This is a genomic window from Actinomadura montaniterrae (genome assembly GCF_008923365.1).
GTDB classification, from domain to species: domain Bacteria; phylum Actinomycetota; class Actinomycetes; order Streptosporangiales; family Streptosporangiaceae; genus Spirillospora; species Spirillospora montaniterrae.
Window position 1 is genome coordinate 1 of sequence record NZ_WBMR01000135.1, and the last position, 26,194, is coordinate 26,194.

Annotated in this window: 25 protein-coding genes; 11 read left to right on the forward strand and 14 right to left on the reverse strand. The window is 72.8% G+C overall.

All coding sequences use genetic code 11. The features are described 5' to 3' along the window. The coding region (locus F9B16_RS33610; protein ID WP_151544244.1) for an AMP-binding protein at positions 1 to 621 on the reverse strand (621 nt) is incomplete at its 3' end. Between the two features lie 234 nt (positions 622 to 855). Here F9B16_RS33610 and F9B16_RS33615 point away from each other — a divergent pair. The 5 genes from F9B16_RS33615 to F9B16_RS33635 all read left to right on the forward strand — a co-directional run bounded on the left by F9B16_RS33615 (position 856) and on the right by F9B16_RS33635 (position 7,653). Beyond that, positions 856 to 2,058 (forward strand): thiolase family protein, encoded by a 1,203-nt coding sequence (locus tag F9B16_RS33615; protein WP_151544245.1) that lies wholly within the window; start codon positions 856 to 858, stop codon positions 2,056 to 2,058. Further along, a complete protein-coding gene (locus F9B16_RS33620; RefSeq protein WP_151544246.1) occupies positions 2,055 to 4,142 on the forward strand; it encodes a 3-hydroxyacyl-CoA dehydrogenase NAD-binding domain-containing protein in 2,088 nt (695 codons plus the stop codon). Before F9B16_RS33615 ends, F9B16_RS33620 begins: the two co-directional genes overlap by 4 nt. A gap of 107 nt (positions 4,143 to 4,249) precedes the next feature. After that, positions 4,250 to 5,737: an amino acid permease gene (locus F9B16_RS33625; RefSeq protein WP_151544247.1), complete on the forward strand. Its 1,488-nt coding sequence runs from the start codon at positions 4,250 to 4,252 to the stop codon at positions 5,735 to 5,737. A gap of 83 nt (positions 5,738 to 5,820) precedes the next feature. Beyond that, entirely contained in the window at positions 5,821 to 7,170 is a 1,350-nt protein-coding gene (locus F9B16_RS33630; protein WP_151544248.1) for an FAD-dependent oxidoreductase, read from the forward strand. Between the two features lie 117 nt (positions 7,171 to 7,287). Further along, positions 7,288 to 7,653: a hypothetical protein gene (locus tag F9B16_RS33635; protein ID WP_151544249.1), complete on the forward strand. Its 366-nt coding sequence runs from the start codon at positions 7,288 to 7,290 to the stop codon at positions 7,651 to 7,653. A gap of 12 nt (positions 7,654 to 7,665) precedes the next feature. Here the strand turns inward: F9B16_RS33635 and dxs are convergent, their stop codons facing one another. After that, positions 7,666 to 9,576, reverse strand: coding sequence for a 1-deoxy-D-xylulose-5-phosphate synthase (gene dxs / locus F9B16_RS33640; protein WP_151544250.1), 1,911 nt, complete (start codon positions 9,574 to 9,576; stop codon positions 7,666 to 7,668). 148 nt (positions 9,577 to 9,724) lie between these two features. On the opposite strand from dxs, the gene idi reads away from it, so the two are divergent. The 5 genes from idi (at position 9,725) to F9B16_RS33665 (ending at position 14,306) form a co-directional block, all read left to right on the forward strand. Continuing rightward, entirely contained in the window at positions 9,725 to 10,303 is a 579-nt protein-coding gene (gene idi, locus F9B16_RS33645; RefSeq protein WP_151544251.1) for an isopentenyl-diphosphate Delta-isomerase, read from the forward strand. Between the two features lie 174 nt (positions 10,304 to 10,477). Next, positions 10,478 to 11,785: an ABC transporter substrate-binding protein gene (locus F9B16_RS33650; protein ID WP_225992179.1), complete on the forward strand. Its 1,308-nt coding sequence runs from the start codon at positions 10,478 to 10,480 to the stop codon at positions 11,783 to 11,785. Beyond that, complete coding sequence (locus tag F9B16_RS33655; protein WP_225992180.1) at positions 11,782 to 12,702, forward strand: carbohydrate ABC transporter permease; 921 nt, start codon at positions 11,782 to 11,784, stop codon at positions 12,700 to 12,702. Before F9B16_RS33650 ends, F9B16_RS33655 begins: the two co-directional genes overlap by 4 nt. Next, positions 12,699 to 13,565, forward strand: a complete 867-nt coding sequence (locus tag F9B16_RS33660; RefSeq protein ID WP_404800536.1) for a carbohydrate ABC transporter permease — start codon at positions 12,699 to 12,701, stop codon at positions 13,563 to 13,565. The genes F9B16_RS33655 and F9B16_RS33660 overlap by 4 nt, the downstream gene beginning before the upstream one ends. A 294-nt stretch (positions 13,566 to 13,859) precedes the next feature. Further along, positions 13,860 to 14,306: an ASCH domain-containing protein gene (locus F9B16_RS33665; protein ID WP_151544252.1), complete on the forward strand. Its 447-nt coding sequence runs from the start codon at positions 13,860 to 13,862 to the stop codon at positions 14,304 to 14,306. On the opposite strand, the gene mug is transcribed toward F9B16_RS33665, so the two are convergent. Genes mug through F9B16_RS33680 form a run of 3 tightly spaced genes read right to left on the reverse strand, consistent with a single transcriptional unit; the run spans position 14,257 to position 16,568 of the window. Next, complete coding sequence (gene mug, locus F9B16_RS33670) at positions 14,257 to 14,865, reverse strand: G/U mismatch-specific DNA glycosylase (RefSeq protein ID WP_151544253.1); 609 nt, start codon at positions 14,863 to 14,865, stop codon at positions 14,257 to 14,259. The genes F9B16_RS33665 and mug overlap by 50 nt on opposite strands. Next, entirely contained in the window at positions 14,865 to 15,584 is a 720-nt protein-coding gene (locus F9B16_RS33675) for a sulfite exporter TauE/SafE family protein (protein WP_151544254.1), read from the reverse strand. The genes mug and F9B16_RS33675 overlap by 1 nt, the downstream gene beginning before the upstream one ends. 45 nt (positions 15,585 to 15,629) lie before the next feature. Beyond that, complete coding sequence (locus F9B16_RS33680; protein WP_151544255.1) at positions 15,630 to 16,568, reverse strand: aldo/keto reductase; 939 nt, start codon at positions 16,566 to 16,568, stop codon at positions 15,630 to 15,632. 73 nt (positions 16,569 to 16,641) lie between these two features. On the opposite strand from F9B16_RS33680, the gene F9B16_RS33685 reads away from it, so the two are divergent. Next, positions 16,642 to 17,265 carry a LysE family translocator gene (locus F9B16_RS33685; RefSeq protein ID WP_151544256.1) on the forward strand — a complete coding sequence of 208 codons (624 nt, stop codon included), beginning with the start codon at positions 16,642 to 16,644 and terminating at the stop codon, positions 17,263 to 17,265. On the opposite strand, the gene F9B16_RS33690 is transcribed toward F9B16_RS33685, so the two are convergent. The 9 genes from F9B16_RS33690 to F9B16_RS33730 all read right to left on the reverse strand — a co-directional run. Further along, positions 17,252 to 18,316, reverse strand: a complete 1,065-nt coding sequence (locus F9B16_RS33690; RefSeq protein ID WP_151544257.1) for an ABC transporter ATP-binding protein — start codon at positions 18,314 to 18,316, stop codon at positions 17,252 to 17,254. The two genes, F9B16_RS33685 and F9B16_RS33690, sit on opposite strands and share 14 nt — an antisense overlap. Beyond that, positions 18,313 to 19,410 (reverse strand): ABC transporter ATP-binding protein, encoded by a 1,098-nt coding sequence (locus F9B16_RS33695; RefSeq protein ID WP_225992181.1) that lies wholly within the window; start codon positions 19,408 to 19,410, stop codon positions 18,313 to 18,315. Before F9B16_RS33695 ends, F9B16_RS33690 begins: the two co-directional genes overlap by 4 nt. Before the next feature lie 10 nt (positions 19,411 to 19,420). Then, a complete protein-coding gene (locus tag F9B16_RS33700) occupies positions 19,421 to 20,299 on the reverse strand; it encodes an ABC transporter permease (protein WP_151544258.1) in 879 nt (292 codons plus the stop codon). A 13-nt stretch (positions 20,300 to 20,312) separates the two neighbouring features. Beyond that, positions 20,313 to 21,239 (reverse strand): ABC transporter permease, encoded by a 927-nt coding sequence (locus F9B16_RS33705; protein ID WP_151544259.1) that lies wholly within the window; start codon positions 21,237 to 21,239, stop codon positions 20,313 to 20,315. Then, positions 21,239 to 22,315, reverse strand: coding sequence for a LacI family DNA-binding transcriptional regulator (locus F9B16_RS33710; protein ID WP_151544260.1), 1,077 nt, complete (start codon positions 22,313 to 22,315; stop codon positions 21,239 to 21,241). The genes F9B16_RS33705 and F9B16_RS33710 overlap by 1 nt, the downstream gene beginning before the upstream one ends. Beyond that, positions 22,312 to 23,835 (reverse strand): ABC transporter substrate-binding protein, encoded by a 1,524-nt coding sequence (locus F9B16_RS33715; protein ID WP_151544261.1) that lies wholly within the window; start codon positions 23,833 to 23,835, stop codon positions 22,312 to 22,314. The genes F9B16_RS33710 and F9B16_RS33715 overlap by 4 nt, the downstream gene beginning before the upstream one ends. A gap of 12 nt (positions 23,836 to 23,847) precedes the next feature. Then, positions 23,848 to 24,192: a hypothetical protein gene (locus tag F9B16_RS33720; protein ID WP_151544262.1), complete on the reverse strand. Its 345-nt coding sequence runs from the start codon at positions 24,190 to 24,192 to the stop codon at positions 23,848 to 23,850. Positions 24,193 to 24,206: 14 nt separating this feature from the next. Then, positions 24,207 to 25,157, reverse strand: a complete 951-nt coding sequence (locus F9B16_RS33725) for a DUF6772 family protein (RefSeq protein WP_151544263.1) — start codon at positions 25,155 to 25,157, stop codon at positions 24,207 to 24,209. Further along, positions 25,154 to 26,194 (reverse strand): exonuclease/endonuclease/phosphatase family protein (locus tag F9B16_RS33730; RefSeq protein ID WP_151544264.1); only part of this gene is annotated, 1,041 nt, incomplete at its 5' end. The genes F9B16_RS33730 and F9B16_RS33725, both read right to left, overlap by 4 nt.

Here is a 26,194-nt window from a genome sequence, read left to right on the forward strand (position 1 = left end):
ATGGTCGGCGGGGCCCGGCGCGGGGGGTGCGGCGACGGGCGCGGCCAGCGGCGTCCCGGCGGCCGGGGGTCCGCCGGGCGGGCCGGGACGGCGGTCGGCCCACAGGACGGTGCGGCGCAGCGCGATCGGCACGTTCGCCAGCAGCGGCGCGAACTCGGCGTCCGCGACGATCAGCGCGGGCCGCAGCTCGCCGAGCACGGCGCGGATCTGGCCCGTTCCGAAGCCGGTGTTGAGCAGCACGACCTCGGCGCCGCGCCTGCTGCACGCGACGAGCGTCTCGACCATGCCGCGGTGGTTGCGGCACAGCACGCCGACGCGCGGGCGGGGGCCGTGCAGCGGCAGTCCGAGGGCGAGGCGGGTGGCGCGGTCGTCGAGCTCGCCGAAGGACAGGACGCCCTCGTCGTCGATGAGGGCGGGACGGGACGGCGAGTGCGCGGCCGCGGCGGCGAGGACGCCGGCGAGGCTGGTGCCCCAGCGGCGCAGCGCGCCGAGCTGGCGGCCGACGCGGCGGGGCCCGCCGGACAGCAGCAGTCCCGTGCGCAGCAGGAGGGCGGTGAGGTCGCGGACGTGCCCGATCCGCCGGCGCAGTCCCGGCCGGTATACGGGCCTCGCATGCGTCACCGCGCCTCCTCCGGTGATTTCGGGCCACGTTACCCACCAGTCCCGGGGCCGAACAAGGGCACCGCCCGGTCAGTGGTTACTGACGAGTAGCCTTTGCGGTTACCAGCGAGTAGCATCGCGGGTGCGGGCACTCGTGCCGCCCGATCGACGGCCATCCGTTCCAGCGAGACGCGGTGGGCGGCACGGGGCTCGACACTTCCACCACCGACCGCCCATCCGCAGGGAGGACGACCCGTGCCTCGCACCGCACGCGACGTCGTGTTCGTCGACGGCGTCCGCACGCCGTTCGGCAAGGCCGGCCCGAAGGGCCTGTACGCGCAGACCCGCGCCGACGACCTGGTCGTCCGCGCGATCCGCGAGCTGATGCGCCGCAACCCGTCCCTGCCCCCCGAGCGGGTGGACGAGGTCGCGATCGCCGCCACCACCCAGACCGGCGACCAGGGCCTGACGATCGGCCGGTCCGCCGCCGTGCTCGCCGGGCTGCCGAAGAGCGTCCCGGGCTACGCCATCGACCGGATGTGCGCGGGCGCGATGACCGCCGTCACCACGACCGGCGCCGGCATCTCGTTCGGCTCCTACGACGTCGTGATCGCGGGCGGCGTCGAGCACATGGGCCGGCACCCGATGGGCGAGGGCGTCGACCCGAACCCGCGGTTCCTCGCCGACCAGCTCGTCGACCCGTCCGCGCTGGTCATGGGGTCGACCGCGGAGAACCTGCACGACCGGTTCCCGCAGATCTCCAAGGAGCGCGCGGACGCCTACGCGGTGCGCAGCCAGCAGAAGGTCGCCGCCGCGTACGCCGCCGGGAAGATCCAGCCCGACCTGGTCCCGACCGCGATCCGGAGCGCCGAGCAGGGCTGGGGCCTCGCGACCGAGGACGAGCCGCCGCGCCCCGGCACGACGATGGACGACCTCGCCAAGCTCAAGACCCCGTTCCGTGTGCACGGCAACGTCACCGCCGGGAACGCGGCGGGCCTCAACGACGGCGCGACCGCGTGCCTGCTGGCCGCCGAGGACGTCGCCCGCGACCTCGGCCTCGCGCCGAGGATGCGGCTCGTCGACTTCTCCTTCGCCGGCGTCGAGCCGGAGGTGATGGGCGTCGGGCCCGTCCCCGCGACGGAGAAGCTGCTCGCCCGCAACTCCCTGACCATGGACGACATCGGCCTCATCGAGATCAACGAGGCGTTCGCCGTGCAGGTGCTGGCGTTCCTGGAGCACTTCAAGATCGCCGACGACGACGCGCGGGTGAACCCGTGGGGCGGCGCGATCGCGCTCGGCCACCCGCTCGCCTCGTCCGGCGTGCGGCTGATGAACCAGCTGGCGCGCCTCTTCGAGGAGCGCACGGACGTGCGTTACGGGCTGACGACGATGTGCGTCGGCATGGGCATGGGCGGAACCGTCCTCTGGGAGAACGTGAACTGGGAGGGCGCCAAGTGAGCGGCCTGGCAGAAGTATTCGGCGACGAGGTCGTCACGCACGCCTACGTCCGGGACGTCGCGCTCCCCCACGGCGCGGGCACGCTCGCGCTGATCACGCTCGACAACGGCCACGACCACACCAAGCCGAACACCTTCGGCCCGAACGGGCTCGCCGAGCTGGACGCGGCGATCGACCGCGTCGCCGCGCGGGACGACATCGCCGCCGTCGGCGTCACCGGCAAGCCGTTCATCTTCGCGGTCGGCGCCGACCTCAAGGGCGTCCCGCTGATCACGAGCCACGCGGACGCGCGGGCCATCGGCAAGCTCGGGCACGACGTGTTCCGGCGGCTCGGCGAGCTGGACGTCCCGTCGTTCGCCTACTACAACGGCGCGGCGATGGGCGGCGGCGTCGAGATCGGCCTGCACTGCACGTACCGGACGATCTCCGCCGGCGTCCCGGCGTTCGCGCTGCCGGAGGCGTTCCTCGGCCTGGTGCCCGGCTGGGGCGGCACGTACCTGCTGCCGAACCTGATCGGCGCGGAGAAGGCGCTGCAGGTCGTCATCGACAACCCCCTCGCGCAGAACCGGATGCTGAAGGGCCGGCAGGCCTACGAGCTCGGCATCGCCGACGCGATCTTCGACTCGGCCGACTTCCTGGAGGAGTCGCTCGCCTGGACGGCCCGCGTCCTCAACGGCGAGATCGCCGTGACCCGGCCCGAGGTCGACAAGGGCAAGGCGTGGGACGACGCGATCGCGATGGCCCGCTGGAACCTCGAAGGCAAGCTGCACGGCGCCGCGCCGTCGTTCACCCGGGCGCTCGACCTGGTCGCCGCCGCCAAGGACCGGAGCCGCGACGAGGGCTTCGCCGCCGAGGACGAGGCCCTGGCCGACCTCATCATGAGCGACGAGCTGCGGGCCGGGCTGTACGCGTTCGACCTCACCCAGAAGCGGGCGAAGCGCCCCGCGGGCGCGCCCGACAAGTCCCTCGCCCGCAAGGTCACCAAGGTCGGCGTCGTCGGCGCGGGCCTGATGGCCTCGCAGCTCGCGCTGCTGTTCGCGCGCCGCCTGGAGGTCCCGGTCGTGCTGACCGACCTCGACCAGGAGCGCCTCGACAAGGGCGTCGGCTACGCGCACGGCGAGATCGACAAGCTGCTCGGCAAGGGCCGCGTCTCCCCCGACAAGGCCAACCGGCTGAAGGCGCTGATCACCGGCTCGCTGACCAAGGACGCGTTCGCGGACGCCGACTTCGTCATCGAGGCCGTGTTCGAGGAGATGTCGGTCAAGCGGAAGGTGTTCGCCGAGGTCGAGGAGCACGTCTCCGCCGACTGCGTGCTCGCCACGAACACCTCGTCCCTCTCCGTCACGGAGATGGCGGCGGAGCTGCGGCACCCCGAGCGGGTCGTCGGGTTCCACTTCTTCAACCCGGTCGCCGTGCTGCCGCTGCTGGAGATCGTCCGCGGCGAGCGGACCGGCGACGCGGCGCTCGCCACCGCGTTCGCGACCGGCAGGGCGCTGAAGAAGTCGTGCGTGCTGGTCAAGGACGCCCCGGCGTTCGTGGTCAACCGGGTCCTGCTGCGGCTGCTCGCCGAGATCGTCCAGGCGGTCGACGAGGGCACGCCGATCGAGGTCGCCGAGCGCGCCGCCGCGCCGCTCGGCCTGCCGATGCCGCCGTTCGTGCTGATGGGCCTGGTCGGGCCGGCGATCGCGCTGCACGTCAACGAGACGCTGCACGCCGCGTTCCCGGACCGGTTCCCGCTGTCGGACAACCTCGCCAAGATGGTCGCGGCGGGCAAGAAGGGCGTCTACCTGCCGGACTTCTCCCTCGACCCCGAGGTCGTGGCGATCTTCGGCGGCGGGACGCGCCCGTCCACCGAGGAGCAGGTGCTCGACCGGGCGCTCGCCGCGCTCGCCGACGAGATCCGGATCATGCTGGACGAGGGCGTCGTCGCGGCGCCCGAGGACATCGACCTGTGCATGATCCTCGGCGCGGGCTGGCCGTTCCACCTCGGCGGCATCACCCCGTACCTGGACAGGTCGGGCGTCGCGGAGAAGGCGACCGGCCGCCGCTTCCTCGCCCCCGGCGTGGCCTCGCTTCCGGCCTGAGCAGCGGGATCGTCCACCGCCCGGCCGCCACGGGCGGTGGACGATCATAAGCGGCGCGCATCCGGGCATAGGGGTGTCACAACGACGTGACGCCGAGGAGCCGACGAATGAACCTGCTGCGCACCAAGTCGGTCGAACAGTCGATCAAGGACACCGAGGAGCCCGGGCACCGGCTGCGGCGCGACCTGTCCGCGCTCGACCTCGTCGTGTTCGGGATCGGCGTCATCGTCGGCACGGGCATCTTCGTCCTCACCGGGCAGGTCGCCAAGGACAAGGCGGGCCCGGCGGTCGCGCTGTCGTTCATCTTCGCCGCCGTCGTGTGCGCGTTGGCCGCGCTCTGCTACGCCGAGTTCGCCTCCACCGTCCCGGTCGCGGGCTCCGCCTACACCTTCTCCTATGCCACCCTCGGCGAGTTCCCGGCCTGGATCATCGGCTGGGACCTCATCCTGGAGCTGGCGCTCGGCGCGGCGGTGGTCTCGGTCGGCTGGTCGGGGTACTTCGCCTCGCTGCTGGACAGCGCGGGCCTGCACCTGCCCGCCGCGATCCTCAACCCGCCGGGCAGCCACGGCGGCGTCGTCAACGTCCCGGCGATCGCCCTGGTGCTGGTGGTGACGGGGCTGCTCGTCCTCGGGGTGAAGATCTCCTCGCGGGTCAACGCGGTCGTCGTCGTGGTGAAGGTGTCCGTCGTGCTGCTGGTCATCGTGGCCGGGCTCTTCTTCGTCAAGGGCGAGAACTACCACCCGTTCATCCCGCCGTCCGAGCCGAACCCGTCGGTGAAGGGCGCCGCGGCGCCGCTGATGCAGGTGATCTTCGGGATCACCCCCGTCAGCTACGGCTGGCTCGGCATCTTCGCCGCGATCGCCATCGTGTTCTTCGCCTACATCGGCTTCGACATCGTCGCGACCGCCGCCGAGGAGGCCCGCCGGCCGCAGCGCGACCTGCCGATCGGCCTGATCGGCTCCCTCGTCATCACCGCGCTGCTGTACGCGGCGGTGTCGACCGTCGTCGCCGGGATGCAGAACTACAAGAAGCTGTCCGACGCCGCGCCGCTCGCGGACGCGTTCAAGGCCGTCGGGCACTCCGCGTTCGCCACGATCATCGACGTCGGCGCCGTCGTCGGCCTCATCGCCGTCGTGCTCATCCTGCTGCTCGGGCAGAGCCGGGTGTTCTTCGCGATGAGCCGGGACGGGCTGCTCCCGCCGTGGCTGTCGGTCATCCACCCGCGGTTCGGCACCCCGTGGCTGTCGACCGTCATCATGGGCGGCATCGTCGCCGTGCTGGCCGGCTTCATCCCGCTGGCCAAGCTCGCCGAGCTCGTCAACATCGGCACGCTCTTCGCGTTCCTGCTGGTGTCGGTCGGCGTGCTGATCCTGCGCCGCACCCGCCCCGACCTGCCGCGCGCGTTCCGCACCCCGCTCGTCCCGGTGATCCCGATCCTGTCGGTGCTCGGCTGCCTCTTCGTCATGATCAACCTGCCGCTGGAGACCTGGTACCGGTTCCTGGCCTGGATGGCGATCGGCTCGATCATCTACTTCGCCTATGGGCGCCACCACAGCCGCGTCGGGCTCGCCGCCGCCGCGTCCGGGCGATCCTGACAGGGCGCACGCGAAGGCCGTTAAAGGGTCTCGTGACCGGTGTCACGGTGTTCTTTTGCCGTGCGGGTCGGCACAATACGCGCATGGCATCCCCTGTGCTCGTCGCGGTGATCGGCTCCGGGCCCGCCGGCATCTACGCCGCCGAGGCCCTCGTGAAGCAGACCGACGGGAACGTCCGGGTGGACGTGTTCGACCGGCTGCCGACCCCGTACGGCCTGGTCCGCTACGGCGTCGCGCCCGACCACACGTCGATCAAGTCGATCGCCAACTACCTGCAGCGGGTCCTGGAGAACCCGGCCGTGCGGTTCTTCGGCTGCATCGAGCTCGGCCGCGACCTCACCCGCGCCGACCTCCTCGACTGCTACGACGCCGTCATCTACTGCACCGGCGCGATGGTCGACCGGCACATGCGGATCCCCGGCGAGGAGCTGCCCGGCAGCATCGCCGCCACCGACTTCGTCAACTGGTACTGCGGGCACCCCGACGCCGCCGACCACTCCTTCGACCTGTCGGTCGAGGAGGTCGCCGTCATCGGCGTCGGCAACGTCGCCGTCGACGTCGTCCGGATCCTCGCCAAGACCGCGGACGAGCTGCGCTCCACCGACGTCCCCGAGCAGGTCATCGAGGCGCTGTCGAACAGCCGGGTCAAGCGCGTCCACATGATCGGGCGGCGCGGGCCCGCGCAGGCGAAGTTCACCACCAAGGAGGCCCGCGAGCTGGGCGAGCTGCCCAACGCGAGCATCCACGTCAGCGCCGAGGACATGGACCTCGACCCCGCCAGCGCCGAGCTCGCCGAGAAGGACCGGCACGTGCGCGGCAACGTCAAGGTGCTGAACGCCTGGACGGGCGAGCCCGCCGCCGGCCGCGCCCGCCACATCGACGTCCGGTTCTGGCGCGCGCCCGCCGAGATCCTCGGCACCGACCGCGTCGAGGGCCTGAAGCTGGAGAAGACCGCGCTGGACGAGTCGGGCCGCGTCACCGGCACCGGCGAGTTCGAGACGCTGCCGGTCGGGCTGGTGCTGCGCTCGGTCGGCTACCAGAGCGTCCCGCTGACGGGCGTGCCGTTCGACGAGCGGTCCTTCACCGTGCCGAACGACGGCGGCCGCATCCTCGCCGCGGACGGCTCCCCCGTCCCCCGCGAGTACGTCGCCGGGTGGATCAAGCGCGGCCCGTCCGGCGTCGTCGGCACCAACAAGTCCGACGCGGCGGAGACCGTCCGTAACCTCCTGGCGGACCTGGAGGGCACCGACACGGCGCCGAAGCGCACCGTCGAGGAGCTGCTCGAGGCGCGGGGGCTGCCCGTCGTCACCTACGCCGACTGGCTCAACCTCGACGCCGCCGAGATCGCCCTCGCCCGCAGCCTCGACCGCGGCGAACGCGTCAAGCTCGCCAGGTGGGAGGCGATGACGTCGGCCTGCCGCGGGGACGGGTAGCCGCGCGGTGGTCCCCGCCTCCGGCCTGCGCCGCCGGGCCCGGGCAGGACCGATGAGACGGAAGAACCCGCCGGGAAACTAGTGACGAAAGCGTGCACGGAGCGCTACCGTGCGCGTGTGACCGTCGGTCCAGAACTGTACGGGTTCCCCCCTCCCGAGACGGTGCCAGACCTCAGGTGGCTCGGACCCGACTACGTCTCCGTGCTCGTGTACGACCTGACGCAGGGCCTGCTGCGCCAGGACCCGCGCACGTCCGTGATGGGCGTGCGGTGCGAGGGCGAACCCCGGCTCGCCCCGTCCGTCGACCCGGCCGGCGTCATCCGCGCCCACGACGCGTGCTTCCCGCTCCAGGTCTACGTGCAGGACGGCACCGGACGGCCCTGGCGGCTGCGCGGCCGGTGGACCTACTCCGGCCGCGAGCTCGGCACCCGCGCCGCGTCCATCACCCACTTCTGGCAGCTGCTGTCCGCCGAGGGCATCTGACGCGGCGGGGCGTCAGTCGGACGTGGCGGGCTCGTGCGCGTCCGTCGCGGTGACGCGGGCGACGGCCTCGGTGATGTCGCGGGCCAGGTCCTGGGGGGTGAGGCCGCAGTCGGCGAGGATCAGGTCGCGCTTGGCGTGGTCGAGGAACTCCTGCGGGATGCCGAAGGTGCGGACCGGGGTGTCGACGCCCTCGTCGCGCAGCAGGCGGGCCACGGCGTCGCCGACGGCGCCCACCCGGCCGTTGTCCTCGACCACGGCGACCATGCTGTGCGCGGCGGCCGCGGCCGGCAGCGCCGGGTCGAGGGGCTTGACGAAGCGCGGGTCGACGACGGTGGCGCCGATGCCCTGCGCGGCGAGGCGCTCGCCGACCTCGACCGCGGGCGTCGCCATCGCGCCGACCGCGACGATGAGCACGTCGGCTCCGTTGGCGCCCTGGTGGCGGGCCAGCACGTCCATCGCGCCGATGCGGTCGACGGCGTCCAGGTCGGCGGCCACGGCGCCCTTGGGGAAGCGCAGCGCGGTCGGGCCGTCGGACACCGCGAGGCACTCGCGCAGCAGCTCGGCGACGCGGGCGCCGTCGCGCGGGACGGCGATCCGCATGCCGGGCACGAGCTGGAGCAGCGACAGGTCCCACATGCCGTTGTGGGACGGCCCGTCGTCGCCGGTGACGCCGGCCCGGTCGAGAACGAACGTGACCGCCTGGCCGTGCAGCGCGACGTCCATCAGCACCTGGTCGAACGCCCGGTTCAGGAACGTGGCGTAGACCGCGACGACCGGGTGCAGGCCGCCGAGGGCGAGCCCGGCGGCGGACGTCACCGCGTGCTGCTCGGCGATGCCGACGTCGTAGATCCGGTCCGGGTAGGCGGCGGCGAAGTCGGCGAGCCCCACCGGGTGCAGCATCGCGGCGGTGATGCCCACCACGTCGCGGCGCTCCCGGCCGATCTCGACCATCTCCTCGCTGAACACGTCGGTCCAGATGCGGCCCTTGGGCTTCTGCACGCCGGTCTCGCGGTCGTACGGGCCCGGCGAGTGGAACTGCTCCTCCTCGTCGTTCTCCGCCGGCGAGTAGCCGTGGCCCTTGCGGGTGATGCAGTGCACGATCACCGGCCCGCCGAACGCGCGCGCCTTGCGCAGCGCGTGCTCGACGGCCTGCTCGTCGTGGCCGTCGATGGGGCCGACGTACTTGAGGCCGAGGTCCTCGAACATGGCCTGCGGCTGCAGGATGTCCTTGAGGCCCTTCTTGATGCCGTGCAGCGCCTCGTAGGCGACGTTCCCGACGACGGGCGCCCTCGGAACGGTCCTTTTGACGAGGTCGAGGGCCTGCTCGTAGGTCGGGGTGACGCGCAGGGCGGCGAGGTGGCTCGCCAGCCCGCCGATCGTCGGCGAGTAGGAGCGGCCGTTGTCGTTGACGACGATGATGACCTTGCGGTCCTTGCCCTCGGCGATGTTGTTGAGGGCCTCCCAGCACATGCCGCCGGTGAGCGCGCCGTCGCCGACGACGGGCACGACGACCCGGTCGCCCTCGCCGCGCAGCTCGAACGCCTTGGCCATGCCGTCGGCGTAGGACAGCGCGGTGGAGGCGTGCGAGTTCTCGATGACGTCGTGGTCGGACTCGGCCCGGCTGGGGTAGCCGGAGATGCCGCCGCGCCGCTTCAGCAGGGTGAAGTCGTGCCGGCCGGTGAGCAGCTTGTGCACGTAGGACTGGTGCCCGGTGTCCCAGAGGATCTTGTCGCGGGGCGAGTCGAACACCCGGTGCAGCGCGATGGTGAGCTCGACCACGCCGAGGTTGGGGCCCAGGTGGCCGCCGGTCTTGGCGACCGCGTCGATCAGGAAGTCGCGGATCTCGTCCGCGAGGCTCGACAGGTGCGCGGCGTCCAGTCGTTTGAGGTCGTCGGGACCCTTGATCGACTCCAGCAGGCTCACGCGTGTCAACTCCTCCGTCGGGGACCGGTTCCCCTGGCTCGGGCCGTTCCGAGTTTAATCCCGGTTCGCCCGCGACGCGCCGGAGGGGACCTGCCCGCCGGGTGTGAAACGACTGACCCCGGCGGGGCCGATGGGGTAGGAAAAGAGCATGGCCGTCGAAGAGATCGTACTGCTCAACGCGGATGACGAGGCGGTCGGAACCGCCCCCAAGGCCGCGAGTCACCATAGAGACACGCCGTACCACCTGGCCTTTTCCTGCTATGTGGTGGACACGGAGGGTCGCGTTCTGATCACTCGCCGCGCCCTGTCGAAGCGGACCTTCCCGGGCGTCTGGACGGGCAGCTGCTGCGGCCATCCCGGGCCGGGCGAGGGGCTCCGCGACGCCGTGCTGCGGCGATTGCAGGACGAGCTGGGCATCTCCGGCGTGTCCCTGACATCCGTCCTGCCGGCGTTCCAGTACCGGGCCGTCGCCGAGGACGGCACCCTCGAGAACGAGCGCTGCCCGGTGGTGCGCGCCGACGTCCCCGCGGGCACGCCCGTCCGCCGCAACCCCGACGAGGTCGAGGACGCCGAGTGGTGGACGTGGCGGCAGTGCCTCGACCTCGCCGCGCGGCCGGAGGCCTCCCCGTGGTACCGGCTGCAGCTCGCCGAGCTGGCCCCGCTGGGCGAGCCGCACGAGTGGCCCGACGCCGGCACCGCGACGCTCCCGCCCGCCCTCGGCTGGTAGCCGCGGGAGGCGGTCCGGGAGCCGCGTCCGAAGGACCATTCCGCCGGGGCCGGCGCGCGCCGCGCGCCGGCCCCGGCCCGGTAACCGAGTGATCACTTTTCCGTCCCCGGTGTTGACCCGGTCACGTCCCGAACGGACGCTTGCTTACCCCGGGGGTTACCGAAGGGACGGACGATGCTAGGACGTGCTCCCCGGCACCGCTGGACGGCGTTCGCGGCCGTCGCGATGACCGGCGCGCTCGCCTTGTCGGCGTGCGGCGGAAACGGAAACAAGGGCAACAACGACAAGTCCCAGGTCGAGGTCTTCTCGTGGTGGACCGGTCCCGGCGAGGCCGACGGCCTGGCCGCGATGAAGGCCGACTTCGAGAAGAAGAATCCCGGTACGAAGTTCATCAACGCCGCGATCGCCGGAGGGTCGGGCACGCAGGCGCAGGCGGTGCTGGCGAGCCGGCTGCAGAACCGCAAGCCGCCGGACTCCTTCCAGGGGCACGCGGGCGCCGAGCTGCTCGACTACATCAAGGCCGGGCAGATCGAGCCGCTGGACTCCTTCTACGACGAGAACAACCTGAAGTCGGTCTACCCGCAGCAGCTCCTCCAGCAGATCAGCTACAAGGGCCACATCTACTCGGTGCCGGTGAACATCCACCGGTCCAACATGCTCTGGTACAACCCGGGGATCCTGAAGGACGCCGGCATCTCCGACGCGCCGAAGTCGATCCCGGAGTTCATCGCCGACCTGAAGGCGGTCAAGGAGAAGACCAAGAAGGTGCCGCTGTCGCTCGGCGCCCAGTGGACCGCCGACCACCTGCTGGAGAACGTGCTGCTCGGCGACCTCGGCACCGACGCCTACAACGCGCTGTGGAAGCCGGGCGCCGACTGGAGCTCCCCGGCGATGACGAAGGCGCTGAACGACTACGCCGAGATCCTGAAGTACACGACCACCGAGGCCGCGTCCACCGACTGGCAGGGCGCCGCGAAGGCCGTCGTGGACGGCAAGGCCGCGTTCAACATCATGGGCGACTGGGCCTACGGCTACTTCGTGGGCAGTGCCCCGAACGGCCTCGGCAAGAAGCTCGACACCGACTTCAAGTACGCGCCGACCCCCGGCACCGACGGCACCTACCTGTGGTTGTCGGACAGCTTCACGCTGCCGAAGGGCGCGCCGCACCACGCCGGGGCGCTGGCGTGGTTGAAGGAGGTGTCCAGCCGCGAGGGTCAGGACCTCTTCAACCCGAAGAAGGGCTCCGTCCCGGCGCGCAAGGACGCCGACAAGAGCCTGTACAGCACCGGCTACCTGAAGTACGCGTTCGAGCAGTGGAACAACCCGGCCACCAAGCTCGCCGGCTCGTTCTGGCACGGCGTCAACGCCAGCAAGAAGCAGCACACCGACATCGACACGGCGGTGGGCCTGTTCCTGCAGAGCAAGGACGTCGGGAAGCTGCAGTCCCAGCTCGTCGCCGCCGCGAAGAACAGCGGTCAGTGACGGGAGCGGGCACCGGACGCCGGTGGAACCTGCGCCGGAGCAGGAGGTGGCTGCCCGGTCTGCTGCTGGTCTCGCCGTCCATCGTGGCGATCGGCCTGTTCGTCTACGGGCTGATCTTCTGGAACACGAGGGTGGCGCTGAGCGGCAAGCACGACGAGGTGTCGCCGTACGGGTTCGACAAGGGCAAGAACTTCGTCGACCTGTGGCACCAGCCGAGCTGGCCGGGCGCGGTGAAGCACGCGCTGCTGTTCACGGCCGTGTTCGTGCTCGGCGCCCTCCTGCTCGGCGCGTTCCTGGCGTTCCTGATGGACAAGGGGATCCGGGGCGAGGCGTCGTTCCGGGTCGTCTACCTGTTCCCGATGGCGGTGTCGTTCATCGCCAGCGGCGTGGTGTGGCGGTGGCTGATGAACCCGGCGCCGCCGCAGCGCGCCGTCGGGTTCAACCAGCTGTTCGACAAGCTGCACCTGAGCGGGCTGGCGAACGACTGGTGGCAGGACCCGTCCTGGGGCATGGCCGCGATGGCGCTCCCCGCGATCTGGCAGATGTCCGGCTACGTCATGGCCCTGTACCTGGCGGGGTTCCGCAGCGTCCCCGAGGAGCTGCGGGAGGCCGCGCGCGTCGACGGCGCGTCCGAGTGGAAGGTGTACCGGTACGTGGTCTTCCCGCAGCTGCGCCCGGTGACGCTGTCGGCGCTGATCATCCTCGGGCACATCTCGCTGAAGGTGTTCGACCTGATCATGGCGATCGCCGGCAAGCAGATCATCACCTACGTCCCGGCCATCGCGACGTACGTGGAGATCTTCGACCGGCACGACCCCGCCAACGGCGCCACCATCGCCACCTACCTGCTGCTCGCGGTGGCGCTGCTGGTGATCCCGTACCTGGTGTGGTCGGTGCGGACGGAGCGGAACCGGTGACCGCGGCGAGCACGGCCCGTCCCCCGGCCGGCGCGGGCGCCGGCGCCCGCGCGCTGCGGATCGCCCGGCCGGTCGTGCTGCTGGCGTTCGTGATCCTGTTCCTGATCCCGGTGTACGTCCTGGTCGTCACCAGCTTCAAGCCGCTGCAGGAGGCCGACCCGAGCAGCGCGTGGAACCTGCCGCACCACTGGAGCACCTCCGGGTGGAGCTCGGCGTGGGACGCGCTGAAGCCGGGCCTGGAGAACAGCGTCAAGATCGCGGTGACGGGTTCGCTGATCTCCGCGGTGCTCGGCTCGCTGAACGGGTACGTGCTGTCGAAGTGGCGCTTTCCCGGCGCCGACGCCGTGTTCACGCTGTTCCTGTTCGGGATGTTCATCCCGTACCAGGCGGTGATGATCCCGCTGGCCGGGCTGCTGACGAACATGGGCCTGGTCGGGACGATCCGCGGCCTCGTGCTCGCGCACGTCGTCTACGGCATCCCGATCTGCACGCTGATCTTCCGGAACTACTACGTGACGGTCCCGGGCGAGCTGATCGAGGCGGCCCGGGTCGACGGCGCGGGCATCATCCGCACGTACTGGTCGATCATCGTGCCGGTGTCGGGGCCCGCGTTCGCGGTGACGGTGATCTGGCAGTTCACCTCGATGTGGAACGACTTCCTGTTCGCGGTGTTCCTCGGCGCGCCCGACAGCTGGCCGGTCACGGTGATGCTGAACAACACCGCCGGGTCGGGCGCGGTCGCCGTCCAGTACAACCAGCAGATGGCCGAGGCGCTGCTCGCCTCCCTGCCGACCCTGCTGGTGTATCTGCTGCTCGGGCGGTTCTTCATGCGCGGGCTGATGGCGGGTGCCCTGAAGGGCTGACAAGCGCCGGAAAAGGGCGCCCCGGCGAGCACGCCGGGGCGCCCTTCCGTGCCGCCGGAACGCGCCGCCGGGACGTCCCTTCCGTCCCGGTGATCCGTCAACCGGACACCGTCCTCGCGCGTCACACTGGTGATCGAAGGGGATCGGAATGGCCTCGCACGAGCCGCTCGCCTCCCGCATTGGCAATCGCGCGAAGATGCGCCTAGCCTCTCGGGCATCATCGCGCGGAAACCCGGCGGCGACCGTCCCGCCGGACCCGCGCGATCACGCTTCGGGCCGACAGGAGGTGACCGCGTGCAGGCGTTGAGCGTTCAGCAGCCGTGGGCGTTCGCGATCGCGCGTGGCGGGAAGAGCGTCTCGAACGAGAGCGCGCCGACGGCCTACCGCGGCCCGCTCCTGGTGCACGCCTCCATGCGGGTCGACCTGAAGGCGTGCGACTCGCCGCTGATCCAGGCCGCCGGCTGGGACCCGCGCGACCCGCTCGCCACCATCGGCGCCATCATCGCCGTCGCCGAGCTCGACGGGGTCTGCTCCGCCGCCGTGCGGGGCGGCTCCTGCGACTGCGGCCCGTGGGCGGACCCGGGCGCGCACCACTGGCATCTCGGCGGCGTCCGCGCCCTGCCCCGGCCCATCGTGGCACTCGGCCGCAGCCCGGGCCTGTGGGAGCCGAAGCCGGCGCTCGTCACCGAGATCAGCACGATGTTCGCGGCGACCGCGGCGCTCGACCACTCGTCGTCCTGACGGCGCCGGCGGCGTCGGCGGCCTCGCGGAGCCGGGCGAACTCGGCGGCGAGCCGGTCGGGCTGCCAGCTCGCGTTCAGCCCGCTCGGGTTGGGCAGGATCCACAGGCGCGCGGGGCCGAACGCCTCGTCCTGCGGGCCGATCTCGGCGCGGGGACGGCCGAACGCGGTGCGGTAGGCCGTGACACCGCATATGGCCAGATAGGCGGGGCGGTGCCGCTCGACCAGCGCGGTGAGGCGACGCCCGCCGTCGCGCAGTTCCTCGTCGGTCAGCTCGTCGGCGCGGGCGGTGGCGCGCGGCGCGATGTTGGTGATGCCGAGGCCGTAGCCGGGCAGCAGGTCCTGCTCGGACGGGTGCAGCAGCCGGTCGGTGAACCCGGAGCGGTGCAGCGCGGGCCAGAACCGGTTGCCGGGACGGGCGAAGTGGTGGCCGGTCGCGGCGGAGTACAGGCCCGGGTTGATGCCGCTGAACAGGACCCGCAGCGGCGCGCCGTCCGGGGGCAGGACGTCGGGGATCAGGCGGTCGCGGGCGGCCTCGAGGTCGGCCTTGGTGGGGCGCATCAGATCAGGTTACGGACGATCAGGACGATCGCGGACGTCCCGACGACGATGAGCAGCGCGAGGCGGAGGCGGCCGGCGTCCAGGTAGCGGCGCAGCGGGCCGGCGGCGAAGAAGCCGGCGTAGACGAACGGGAGCAGCGCGAGGCCCGCGGTGACCTGGCGGGCCGGGAGGCGGCCGGCGGCGCCGAGGGTGCCGAGCGACAGCAGCGCGCCGGCGATGAAGAAGACCGCGAGGGTGGCGCGGACGCGGGGGCCGCTCTCGCGCTGGTAGAGCAGCGCCATCGGCGGGCCGCCGATGCCGGACGCGGTGGCGGTGGTGCCGGAGATGGCGCTGGCGACGGCGAGCGTGCGGCGGTTGCGGGGCACCTCACCGGACCAGGTCGTGACGGCGAGCGCGGCGAGGACGACGGCGCCGAGGACGACGCCGAGGACGCGGTCCGGGGCGGCGGCCACCAGCCAGGCCCCGGCGGGGGTCCCGGCGAGGCGTCCGGCGAACGCCCAGCCGAGGCCCCGCATCTCGACGTGCCGGACCTCCTGGACGAGCGTCGCGACCGGCAGGGCCAGCGCGATGACGAGGATCGAGCCGGGCATCAGGGACGGGAACAGCATCGTCACGATGGGGGTGGCGACGAGGCCGACGCCGAGGCCGACGCTGCCCTGCACGATGGCGCCGAGCAGCGCGGCCAGGCCGCCGATCAGCAGGAAGTCGGGTGGGGGCACGGGATGGAACGGTACATCCCGACTTTTCCGACCTGGGACCGGAAATCAGGCGGACGCGTCGGTGAGCGCGGCCAGCTGGGCGCCGGTGAGGGTCGTGCGGGACACCTGGAGCAAGGGCTGGAGCTGCTCCAGCGTGCGGGCGCTCGCGATCGGCGCGGCGACGGTCGGCTGCGCGGCGAGCCACGCGAGCGCCACCGTCGCGACGGGCACGCCCTGCTCCTCCGCGACCAGGTCGAGGGCGGCGAGCACCCGGCGCCCCCGCTCGGTCTTCAGGTACTCCCCCGCCCGGCCGGCGCGCGGGCTGTCCACCTCGGCACCCGGACGGTACTTGCCGGTCAGGAACCCCGACGCCAGGCCGTAGTACGGGACGCAGGCCAGCCCGTGGCGTTCGGCGAGGGCGCGGCGCGGCCCCTCGTAGGTGTCGCGGGACACCAGGTTGTAGTGCGGCTGGATCGCCACGTAGCGGGCCGTGCCCTCGCGCTCGCTGAACTCCAGCGACGCCTCCAGCCGGTCGAGCTCGATGTTGGACACGGCGATCTCGCGGACCTTGCCCGCGCGGACCAGCTCGTCGAGCGTCCCCATGATGTCCTCGACGGGGACGGACGGGTCGTCGAAGTGGGTGTAGTAGAGGTCGATGCGGTCGGTCCGCAGCCGCCGCAGCGAGTCGTCGGCGGCGGCGCGGATGTTCGCGGGCGCGAGGCCGCGCCGGCCGGGGTGCCGCCCGACCTTGGTGGCCACCACGATGTCGTCGCGGTTGCGGCGCTCCGCCATCCAGTCGCCGATGATCGTCTCGGACTCCCCGCCCACGTTGCCGGGCGCGGACGCCGTGTACGAGTCGGAGGTGTCGACGAAGTCGCCGCCGGCCGCCGCGTAGGCGTCGAGGATCGCGAACGAGGTGTCGCGGTCCGCCGTCCAGCCGAACACGTTGCCGCCGAGCGACAGCGGGTGGACGTGGAGGTCTCCGATCTTCCTGGTGTCAGCCATGCTCCGATCCAATCAAAGGGGACCCGGCCGCCGTTCCCCCGAAGGGCGGGAACATTCCTGGCAGAATGTCCGGATGCTCACCGCTTGTCTTGCCTTCGCCGCGGTGGCGGCCGTCATCACCGTCACCCCGGGACTGGACACGATGCTCGTCGTCCGGACCACGGTGACCGCCGGCCGCCGGACCGGCTACCTCGCCGCGGCCGGGGTCGCGGCCGGGTGCCTGACCTGGGCGGTCGCGAGCGCGGCGGGGCTGACCGCGCTGCTCGCCGCGTCCCGGCTCGCGTTCGACGCGCTGCGCGTCGCGGGCGCCTGCTACCTGTTCTGGCTGGGCGCCCAGGCGCTGTGGCGGACCCGCCGCCGGCCCGGCGGCGGGTCCGCCGCCGAACCGGACGCGCCGGTCTCCGGGCTCGCCGCGTTCCGCACCGGGTTCACCACCAACCTGCTGAACCCGAAGGCCGGCGTGTTCTACATGAGCCTGATGCCCCAGTTCGTCCCGCACGGCGCGCCGGTGTTCGGGACGAGCATGGCGTTCGCGGCGATCCACACCGCCGAGGGCCTGCTGTGGTTCGGGCTCGTGGTGGGCGCCGCGGGCGCGGCCCGCCGCGCCCTCGCCCGCCCGGCCGTCAAGCGGCGCCTGCAGCAGCTCACCGGCATCGCCTTCATCGGCTTCGGGCTGCGCCTTGTCACCGAGCGCTAGACGCCGTCCCGGCGTCCGTGTCCGTGCCGGTGTCCGCGTCCGCGAAGTGGCAGGCGACCGGATGCGCCGTCCCCTCCCGGACGATCAGCTCCGGCACGTCCCGGGCGCACCTCTCGGCGGCCATGAAGCAGCGGGTGCGGAACCTGCACCCGCTCGGCGGCGCCGCCGGCGACGGCACCTCCCCCTCCAGGACGATCTCCCGTGCGGCGTCGTCCGGCCGGTCGCGCACCGACGGGACCGCCGACAGCAGCGCCCGCGTGTACGGGTGCCGGGGGTCGCCGAACACCTGCTCAGCGGTGCCCTGCTCGACGACGGTGCCGAGGTACATCACCGCGACCTCGTCCGCGATGTGCCGGACGACGTCCAGGTCGTGGGAGATGAACAGGTACGCCACGCCCAGCTCGGCCTGCAGGTCCGCCAGCAGGTTGAGGATCTGCGCGCGGACCGACATGTCCAGCGCCGACACCGCCTCGTCGCACACGATCAGCCGGGGCCGCAGCGCGAGCGCGCGGGCGATCGCGACCCGCTGGCACTGCCCGCCGGACAGCTCGTGCAGGCGCCGCGCGGCGTGCTCGGGCCGCAGGCCGACGAGGTCCAGCAGGCGGGCGACCTCGGCGTCCTCGCGGTCGCGCGGCACGATGCCGGGATGGACCCGCCAACCCTCCGCGATGACCGCGGCGACGGTCATGCGCGGGTTCAGCGACGTGTAGGGGTCCTGGAACACCATCTGCACGTCGCGGGCCACGCGGCGGCGGCGCCGGCGCGGCAGCGACGCGAGGTCGGTCCCCGCGAACTCGATGGTCCCGGCGAACGCGGGGATCAGCCCGACGATCGCGCGGGCGAGCGTGGACTTGCCGCAGCCGGACTCGCCGACGACGCCGACCGTGCGGCCCGCCCGGACGGTCAGGTCGAGGCCGGCGACGACGGGCACCCGCCGCCGGCCGAACCCGTGCCGGCCGGGCCGCTGGTAGCCGGCCTCCAGGCCGGCGGCCCGCAGGACGACCTCGGCGTCCCCGGCCGGTGCGGCGGTGTCGTGCGCGGTCGCCGTCATCGGTCCTCCTCGGTACTGTGGGCGGCGCTGTGGGGGCCGCTCTGGGGGGCGCCGTGGGCGGCACTGTCGGGGCCGCTGTGGGCGGCGCGCACCTCGTCGGCGTGGTGGCAGGCGACGGACCGGCCGCCGGAGCCCGCGAGCGGCGGGTCCTCGGTCCGGCACACGTCCGTCGCGAACGGGCAGCGGGGATGGAAGGCGCAGCCGCCGGGCGGGCGGCGCGGATCCGGCGGCAGCCCCGCGATCGGGGTCAGGCGGCCGCCCTCCTCCTTCCCGTCCGGCATGGCCCGCAGCAGGCCCAGCGTGTACGGGTGCGCGGGACGCGTGTAGACGGCGTCCAGCGGCCCCTGCTCCACGATCCGCCCCGCGTACATCACGGCGACCTCGTGGGCCATCCGCGCGACCACGCCGAGGTCGTGCGAGACCAGCAGCGTGGCGAGGCCCGCCTCCTGCTGGCGGCGGGCCAGCAGGCGCAGGATCTGCGCCTGGACGGTCACGTCGAGGGCGGTGGTGGGCTCGTCGGCGAGCAGGACGGACGGGCCGAGCGCCAGCGCCATCGCGATCACGGCGCGCTGCCGCATGCCGCCGGAGAACTCGTGCGGATGGTCGCCGTAGCGCGTCTCGGCGTCGGCGATGCCGACCTCGCGCATCAGCGCGACGGCCCGCTCGCGCGCGTCCCGGCGGCTCGCGCCGAGGCGCCGCCGGAACGGCTCGGCGATCTGGCGGCCGACGGCGAAGCCGGGGTTGAGCGCGGCCATCGGGTCCTGGAAGACCATCGCGACCCGGCTGCCGCGCGCCTCGCGCCACTGCCGGGCGGTGAAGCCCGCAGTGTCGTCGCCGCCGAGGACGACGCTCCCGGAGGTGATCTCGGCGCCGGGCGGCAGGAGCCCGATGAGGGCGAGGGACGTGAGGCTCTTGCCGCTGCCGGACTCGCCGACGAGGGCCAGGACGCGTCCGGGGAGCAGCCGCAGCGTGACGCCGCGGACGACGGGGGTGACGTGCCGGCCGGAACGGAACCCGATGTGGACGTCGCGGAGCTCGGCGGCGGCGTCCTCGCCGGGCGGGGTGGGGGCGGGGTGGACGGCTGACATGGTCATGGGGTGCCTCTCAGAGCTGGGCCCGGGGGTCGGCGAGGTCGCGGAAGGCGTCGCCGACGAGGCCGACCCCGGTGACCACGGCGGCCAGCGCGATCGCGGGCATCGTGGAGATCCACCAGGCGGAGCCGAGGTAGTCGCGGCCCGCCGCGACGGTCGCGCCCCAGGAGGCCTGGTCGGGCGGGATGCCGAGGCCGAGGAAGCTCAGCGACGCCTCGGCGACCATCACCAGGCCGATCTGGACGGTCGCGGCGACCAGCAGCGGCTGCCAGCACGACGGCAGCACGTGCCGCACGAGGATCCGGAGGTGGCCGGCGCCGAGGACGCGGGCGGAGTCGACGAACTCCAGGTCCCGGGTCGCGAGCGCGGACGCCCGCACGACCCGGGCGAACACCACCCAGCGGGTCACGGCGAGAGTGATGACGACGTTGGTGACGCTCGGGCCGAGGACCCCGGCGATGAGGATCGCCAGCAGGATCGACGGGAACGCCAGCTGGACGTCCCCGACGCGGGACAGGACGGCGTCGGCCCAGCCGCCGAAGTACCCGGACACGAGCCCGGCGACGAGCCCGACCGCGCCGCCCGCGAGGACGGTGGCGGCGCCGACCAGCAGCGAGACGCGGCTGCCGGCGAGCAGGGTGGTGAGCATGTCCCGGCCGACCTGGTCGGTGCCGAGCCAGGCGACCGACCCGTCCCCGAGCCGCGAGCCGGGCGGCAGGAGGCGGTGCGGCAGGTCGGTGGCGACGGGGTCGTAGGGCATCAGGACCGGTCCGAGGAGCGCGGCCAGGACGAACAGCCCGACGACGGCGAGCCCGATCCACGCCCGCGCCGGCAGCCGGCGCCGGCGGGGCTCGGCCGCGGCCTGCGGGGGCGCGGCGGCGATGGCGCTCATGGTGTGCTCCCGTTCATGCGTTCTGCGGGGTGAGGCGCGGGTCGAGGGCGACGCACAGGACGTCGACGACGAGGTTCAGCGCGATGTAGCAGACGGTGATCGTCACGATGGCGGCCTCGACCACGGCGTAGTCGCGGTTGGTGATGGCGTCGACCATCAGCGAGCCGAGGCCGGGCCAGGAGAACACGACCTCGACGATGACGGCGTTGGCGATGAAGTTGCCCATCAGCAGCCCGAGGACGGTCACGACGGGCAGCGCGATGTTGCGGGCGACGTGTACGTACAGCACGGCTCCCTCGCCGGTGCCCTTGGCGCGGGCGGTGCGGACGTAGTCCTTCCCGATCTCCTCCAGGGCGCCGTTGCGGACGAGCCGGGCGAGCCAGCCGACGAACGGCAGCGCGAGCGTGACCGACGGCAGGATCACCGCCTCGGGGCCGCCGCCCGCGGTGCTGGGCAGCCAGTGCAGCTGCCGGGCGAACAGCAGGATCAGCACGATGCCGAGCCAGAACGACGGCAGCGCCTGGCCGACGAGGGAGCCGGCGGAGACGAGGGCGTCGAGGATCCGGCCGGGCCGCCGCGCGCACAGCATGCCGAGCGGGAACCCGGCGGCGAGGGTGATGACGAGGGCGAGGGCGGCGAGTTCGAGGGTCGCGGGGAAGCGGTCGAGGGTGGCGCTCATCGCGCCGCCGCCGAGCCGCCAGGAGTCGCCGAAGTCGCCGTGGAGCACCTCGCCCATGTGCGTGAGGTACTGCTGCCACAGGGGCTTGTCGAGGCCGAAGTCGGCGCGGACGGAGGCGAGCTGGTCGGCGCTCGCGTCCGGGCCGAGGATGAGGGTGGCGGGGTCGCCGGGGACGACCCGCACGACCACGAACACGAGCGTGACGGCGCCCCAGGCGACGAGGACGGCCTGGCCGGCGCGGCGGAGCAGGAAGCGGCCCATCAGGACGTCCCCCCGGTCCGGGCGGCCGAGGGGCCCGCCGTCGAGGAGCGGACGACGAGGTCGGCCTCCAGCAGCGTGCGGGCGGGGGCGTCCGCGGGCGGGGCGCCCGCCATCCGCTCCAGCAGCCGGTCGACGGCGGTCGTGCCGACGCGCGCGGCGGGCAGCCGGACGGTGGTGAGCGGCGGCGCGAGGTAGGCGGCGAACGGGTGGTCGCCGTGCCCGGCGACGGCGACGTCGCCGGGGATGGACAGGCCGTGCTCGGTGAACGCCCGGTACAGGCCGAGCGCGAAGTAGTCGTTGCCGGCCAGGACGGCGGAGCCGGGCTCGATCCGGTCGGCGAGCCGGCGGCCGACCGCGTAGGAGTCGATCGGGTCCCAGGGCTGCGAGCTGGCCTCCCGGCGGCGGGTCGGCACCCGCAGGACGTGGTCGTCGCGGACGGCGATGCCGCGCTCGGCGAGCACGGCGTGGAAGCCGCGGATCCGCTCGTTGACCGGCGAGATGTCCAGGTCCTCCTCGACCAGGTACAGCTCGCGGGCGCCGCCGTCCACGAGGTGCTCGGTGGCGCGGCGGGCGCTGTCGTAGTAGTCGACGCCGACGAGGTCGGCGTCGAGGCCGGGCAGGTCGCGGTTCAGCAGCAGGACGGGCGTGCCCGACTTGCCGAGCCGCTCCCAGTGGTCGATGCCGTGCTGCACGGGGACGGCGAGGACGCCGTCGACGCCCCACCGCATCAGCTCCTCGGCGACGCGCCGCTCGTTGTCGGCGCTGTCCTCGGTGACCATCAGCATCAGCGAGTAGCCGTGCACCCGGCCGCGCTCCTCGATCGCGCTGATGAGCCGGGCGTAGAACGGGTTGGACGGGTTGGTGATGACCAGGCCGATCGTCATGGCGTTCTGGAGCACCAGCGACCGCGCCATCGTGTTCGGGACGTACCCGAGCCGGTCGGCCTCGGCCCGGACCCGTTCGCGGGTCTCGGCGCTCACCGCGTCCTTGCCGGCGAGGGCGCGGGACACGGTGTTGACCGACAGGTCGAGCGCGGCGGCGATGTCGCGCAGGGTGGCCCGGCGGCGCGGCGTCATGGCGTCCTCCTCGTGACCGTGGACAGGTCGGGCTGGTTGTTCGCGGCCGGCGTGAACCCGGTGATCCCGGTGCCGAGGCCGTAGGCGGTGGTGAGCGCCGCGGGGAAGACCCCGACGGCGTCGTCCCAGACGATCCTGCACGCGTCGGCGTACAGCCGGGCGCGGTCGCCGGCATCGGCGGCCTGCCCGGCCTCGGCGAGGATCTTGTCGAGGGCGGGGTTCTTGTAGCCCATCCGGTTGGCCTTGGAGGTGTAGAGGCGGCCGAGGGTGAAGGCCGCGTCCCCGGTCGTCACGGTGTTGGTCTGCAGCTCCATGTCCCAGTCGAGGGTGTTGAGGCGCTGGAGCCACTGGGCCTTCTCGATGCTCTGCGGCCGGACGGTCACGCCGACGTCCTTCCACGCCGAGATCATCGACTGGGCGAGTTCGCGGGCGAGCGGGCCGGTGGCGTCGAACCACATCATCGTGGTCTCGAAGCCGTCGCCGAGGCCCGCGTCGCGCAGCGCCTTGCGGGCGGCGCCGGGGTCGTGGGCGTAGGGCGGCTGCGCGGCGTGGCCGAACACCGTCGACGGGATCGGGGCGTCCATCCGCTGCGCGCCCGCCCCGAACAGCTTCCCGACGATCTCGTCCATGTCGAGGGCCTGCACCATGGCCCGCCGGACGCGCGGGTCGGTGAACGGCTTGCGCCCGCAGTTGAACCAGGTCAGGTAGTACGTCCAGCTCGGCACCGACGCGACCCGCACGCCGTGCTTGCCCTTCACCTCGCCGAGCTGGTCGGACGGGACGGGCCACAGCAGGTCGACGTCGCCGTTGCGGAGCGCGGTGATCGCGCTGGACGTCTCGGCGATGAACGGCATCGAGATGCCGGGGAGCCGGGCGGGCCCCGCCCAGTACCCGTCGAAGCGGGCCAGCTCGACGTCGGTGGACGGGGTGAACCCGGTGACGCGGAACGGCCCGGAGCCGATGGGGCGGCGCTTCTGCGCCGGATCGGCGACGAGCCGCGCCGGGACGATGAACAGCAGCGTCAGGTTCACCGGCAGCGTCCCCATCGGCCCGTCCGTGACGAACGTGACCGTGGTGTCGTCGTCGGCGCGCGCGGACTTCACCGTCGCCCACAGCGCGCTCTGTGCCGACTTGACCGCCTTCGTCCGGTCGAGGCAGGCGACGACGTCGCGGGCCGTCAGCGGGCTCCCGTCGTGGAACCGCACGCCGGACCGCAGCCGGAACACCCAGGTGGTGTCGTTCTCGCGCCGCCACGACGCGGCCAGGCCGGGCACCAGCCGGCCGGCCGCGTCGCGGCGGACGAGGGTGTCGAAGACCAGCCGCTTGACGATCAGCGACGCCTCGTCCACCGCGGTGCCCGCGTTGTACGGGTCGAGGTCGGTGACCGGCTGCCCGAACGCGGCGCGCAGCGACCCGCGCGGCGCGGCCCCGCCCGCGCCCGCCACGCCGCAGCCGCCGAGCGCCACGGCCGAGGCGCCGAGGCCGGCCAGCGCGAGGAACTCGCGCCTTCGCAGGTCCATGGCGGCGCTCCCTCAGCTCTTCAGCGCGAGATAGATCATCACGGTGGCGGCGGCCGCGCCGGCATCGGCTCCGCCGCCCTCGACGGTGCCCTTCAGCCGCAGCCAGCCGCCGAAGCCGGCCGACTCCCAGCTCTCCAGGTCGCCGGTGATCTCGCGGCCCGCGTCGAGGTCGCACCAGTGCAGGCCGTCGGGCGAGATCTGGGTCGTCACCCGCAGCCGGGTGCCGGCGCCGGTCCGCTTCAGCGTCCGGACGAACCAGCGCGCCTCCGCGGCCCAGGCCGCCTCGTAGGGTTCCGTCGCGAACTCGCCCGCCAGGGTGCGGTTGCGTTCCAGGACGGCCGTGAACGACTCGCGCATGCTGCCGGGGCTCCTCACCAGTCCACCGAGATCAGTACCGAGTCCAGGTACAGGAAGTTGCGCACGTCGGTGTGCGTCCTGACCGAGACGTAGAAGTTGAGCAGGTTCTGCAGGGACCCGTACTCCTCGTCGTACGGGGGGACGGGCACGTCGCGCATGTCGTAGACGGTGTCGTTGACCTGCAGCTCGATGTTGGAGCGCGTGCTCGTGTCGATCAGCCACCGCACGTAGTGCCAGTTGACCTTGGTCGGCACCTCGTTGTAGCAGAGCTCCTGCGGCCCGCCGAACGCCTTCCAGTCGTCCGGGTCGGGGGCGGTGAAGTCGGCGGTGGGCGGCAGCTTCAGCTTGCCCTCGAAGTGCTCGCGCGGCGTCGGTTCCGGCACCGTGGGGTACACCCACTCGCGCCGCAGGTTGTTGTCCAGGTCGGTGTTCAGGTAGCGGGCGACGCAGTGGTAGCGGACGCCGTCGCAGATGTCGGTCGCGATGGTGAACGCGCCGAACTGCTGCTCGGACGGGTGCAGGTTCGCGTCCCACTCCCCCGCGCCCGCCTTGGCCGCCGCCTGGTTCTCCTCCGACGCCGCCTCGGTCTTGAACGTCAGGTACGCCTCGAACTGCACGCGGCCGCGGCCCGCCATCGTCAGCCGGCGGATCGCGACGCCGGTGTGCCCGGCGAGCGGCCGGGTCGCGACCTTCAGCGCGTACGTCCCGGACATCGCGCCGTGCGTGCCGACGTCGAAGAAGTTGCAGGAGCTGAGCTGCGGCGGCCGGAAGTCGCGCATGTGGTCGTCGACGGTGTCGAGGTTCCCGTGCCCGTCGTAGTTGCCGAGCAGCTCGATCCAGCCGTGCGTGCCGGTGTTGAAGTCGTCGTGGACGAGGATCCGGTCCAGCGGGTCGAACCGGGACAGCGCCGGGTCGGCCTTGCGGAGCTCGGCGGCCAGGGAGCGTCCGCTCGCGGCGGTGGTCATCGGGCGGGCCCCTCGATCCTCACGGTGGCGTTCACCAGGTTGTGGTCGGAGCGCAGCAGGTCGCGGGGCTCGCCCGCCTGCGCGGTGGTCTGCGGCACGAGCGTCCACTGCCGGACGGGCGTCCCGGCCTTGACGAAGATGTGGTCGATCTTGTCCTCCGACTTCGGCAGCGGGATCGTCCCGCCGTTGAACGAGGCGTACTCGGCGTTCGCGCGCCGGTTCGCCGGTGCGGCCTCGAAGGAGTCGGCGTAGCCGAGGTCGGCGAACGCGTCGTAGGCGCTGGCGCCGTCCTCCTTCGAGGCGGAGTTCATGTCGCCCGCGAACACGATCGGCAGCCGCCGCGTGGACGCGTTGTCGCGGGTGAGGTACTGCACGGTGCGGGTGGCGTCGGCGTAGCGGACCTGGTCCCAGTTCTTCGTCCAGCCGTTGGGGTCGGTCGCGCCGTTCTTGCGGTACTCCAGGTGCATGTCGACGACGACGAACCGGGTACCGGTGCGGCGCTCGCGCAGGACGTTCCAGGTCATCGTCTTGCCGTAGATCTCGGTGGAGTCGGGCAGCCACAGCAGGTCGTGCGGGAGGGCCCGGCCGCGCTCGTCCTTGTCGGAGAACCGGCGGGGGTCGTAGTAGGTGAACCGGCCCGCGCCCGACTTGAGCGGGTACCCGTACCAGGGGTTGCGGGTCCCCGCGTAGTCCGCGGGCGCCTCGGCGTAGCCGCGCGCCCGCATCGCGGCGGTCAGCGGCGCGCGGAACGACTCGACGTCCACCCCGGGCTGGGTCGGCGTGGGGTTGTTGCCGATCTCCTGCGTGACGACGACGCCCGCGCGGGCGCGGACGATGTCGTCGGCGACCTTCGCGGCGCGCCCGTCCGCCCAGGGCTCGAGCTTGGTCGCGCAGTCGCGGCCGATCGTGTCGATGCACTCCTGCTTCGTCGGCAGGCAGCCGTGCCCGCACGTGTTGTAGGTGGCGATCCGGAGGTCGAAGCCGCGGGCGTGCCGGCCCGGCGCGGCGGCCGGCGCGGCGGCCGGCGGGACGAGCAC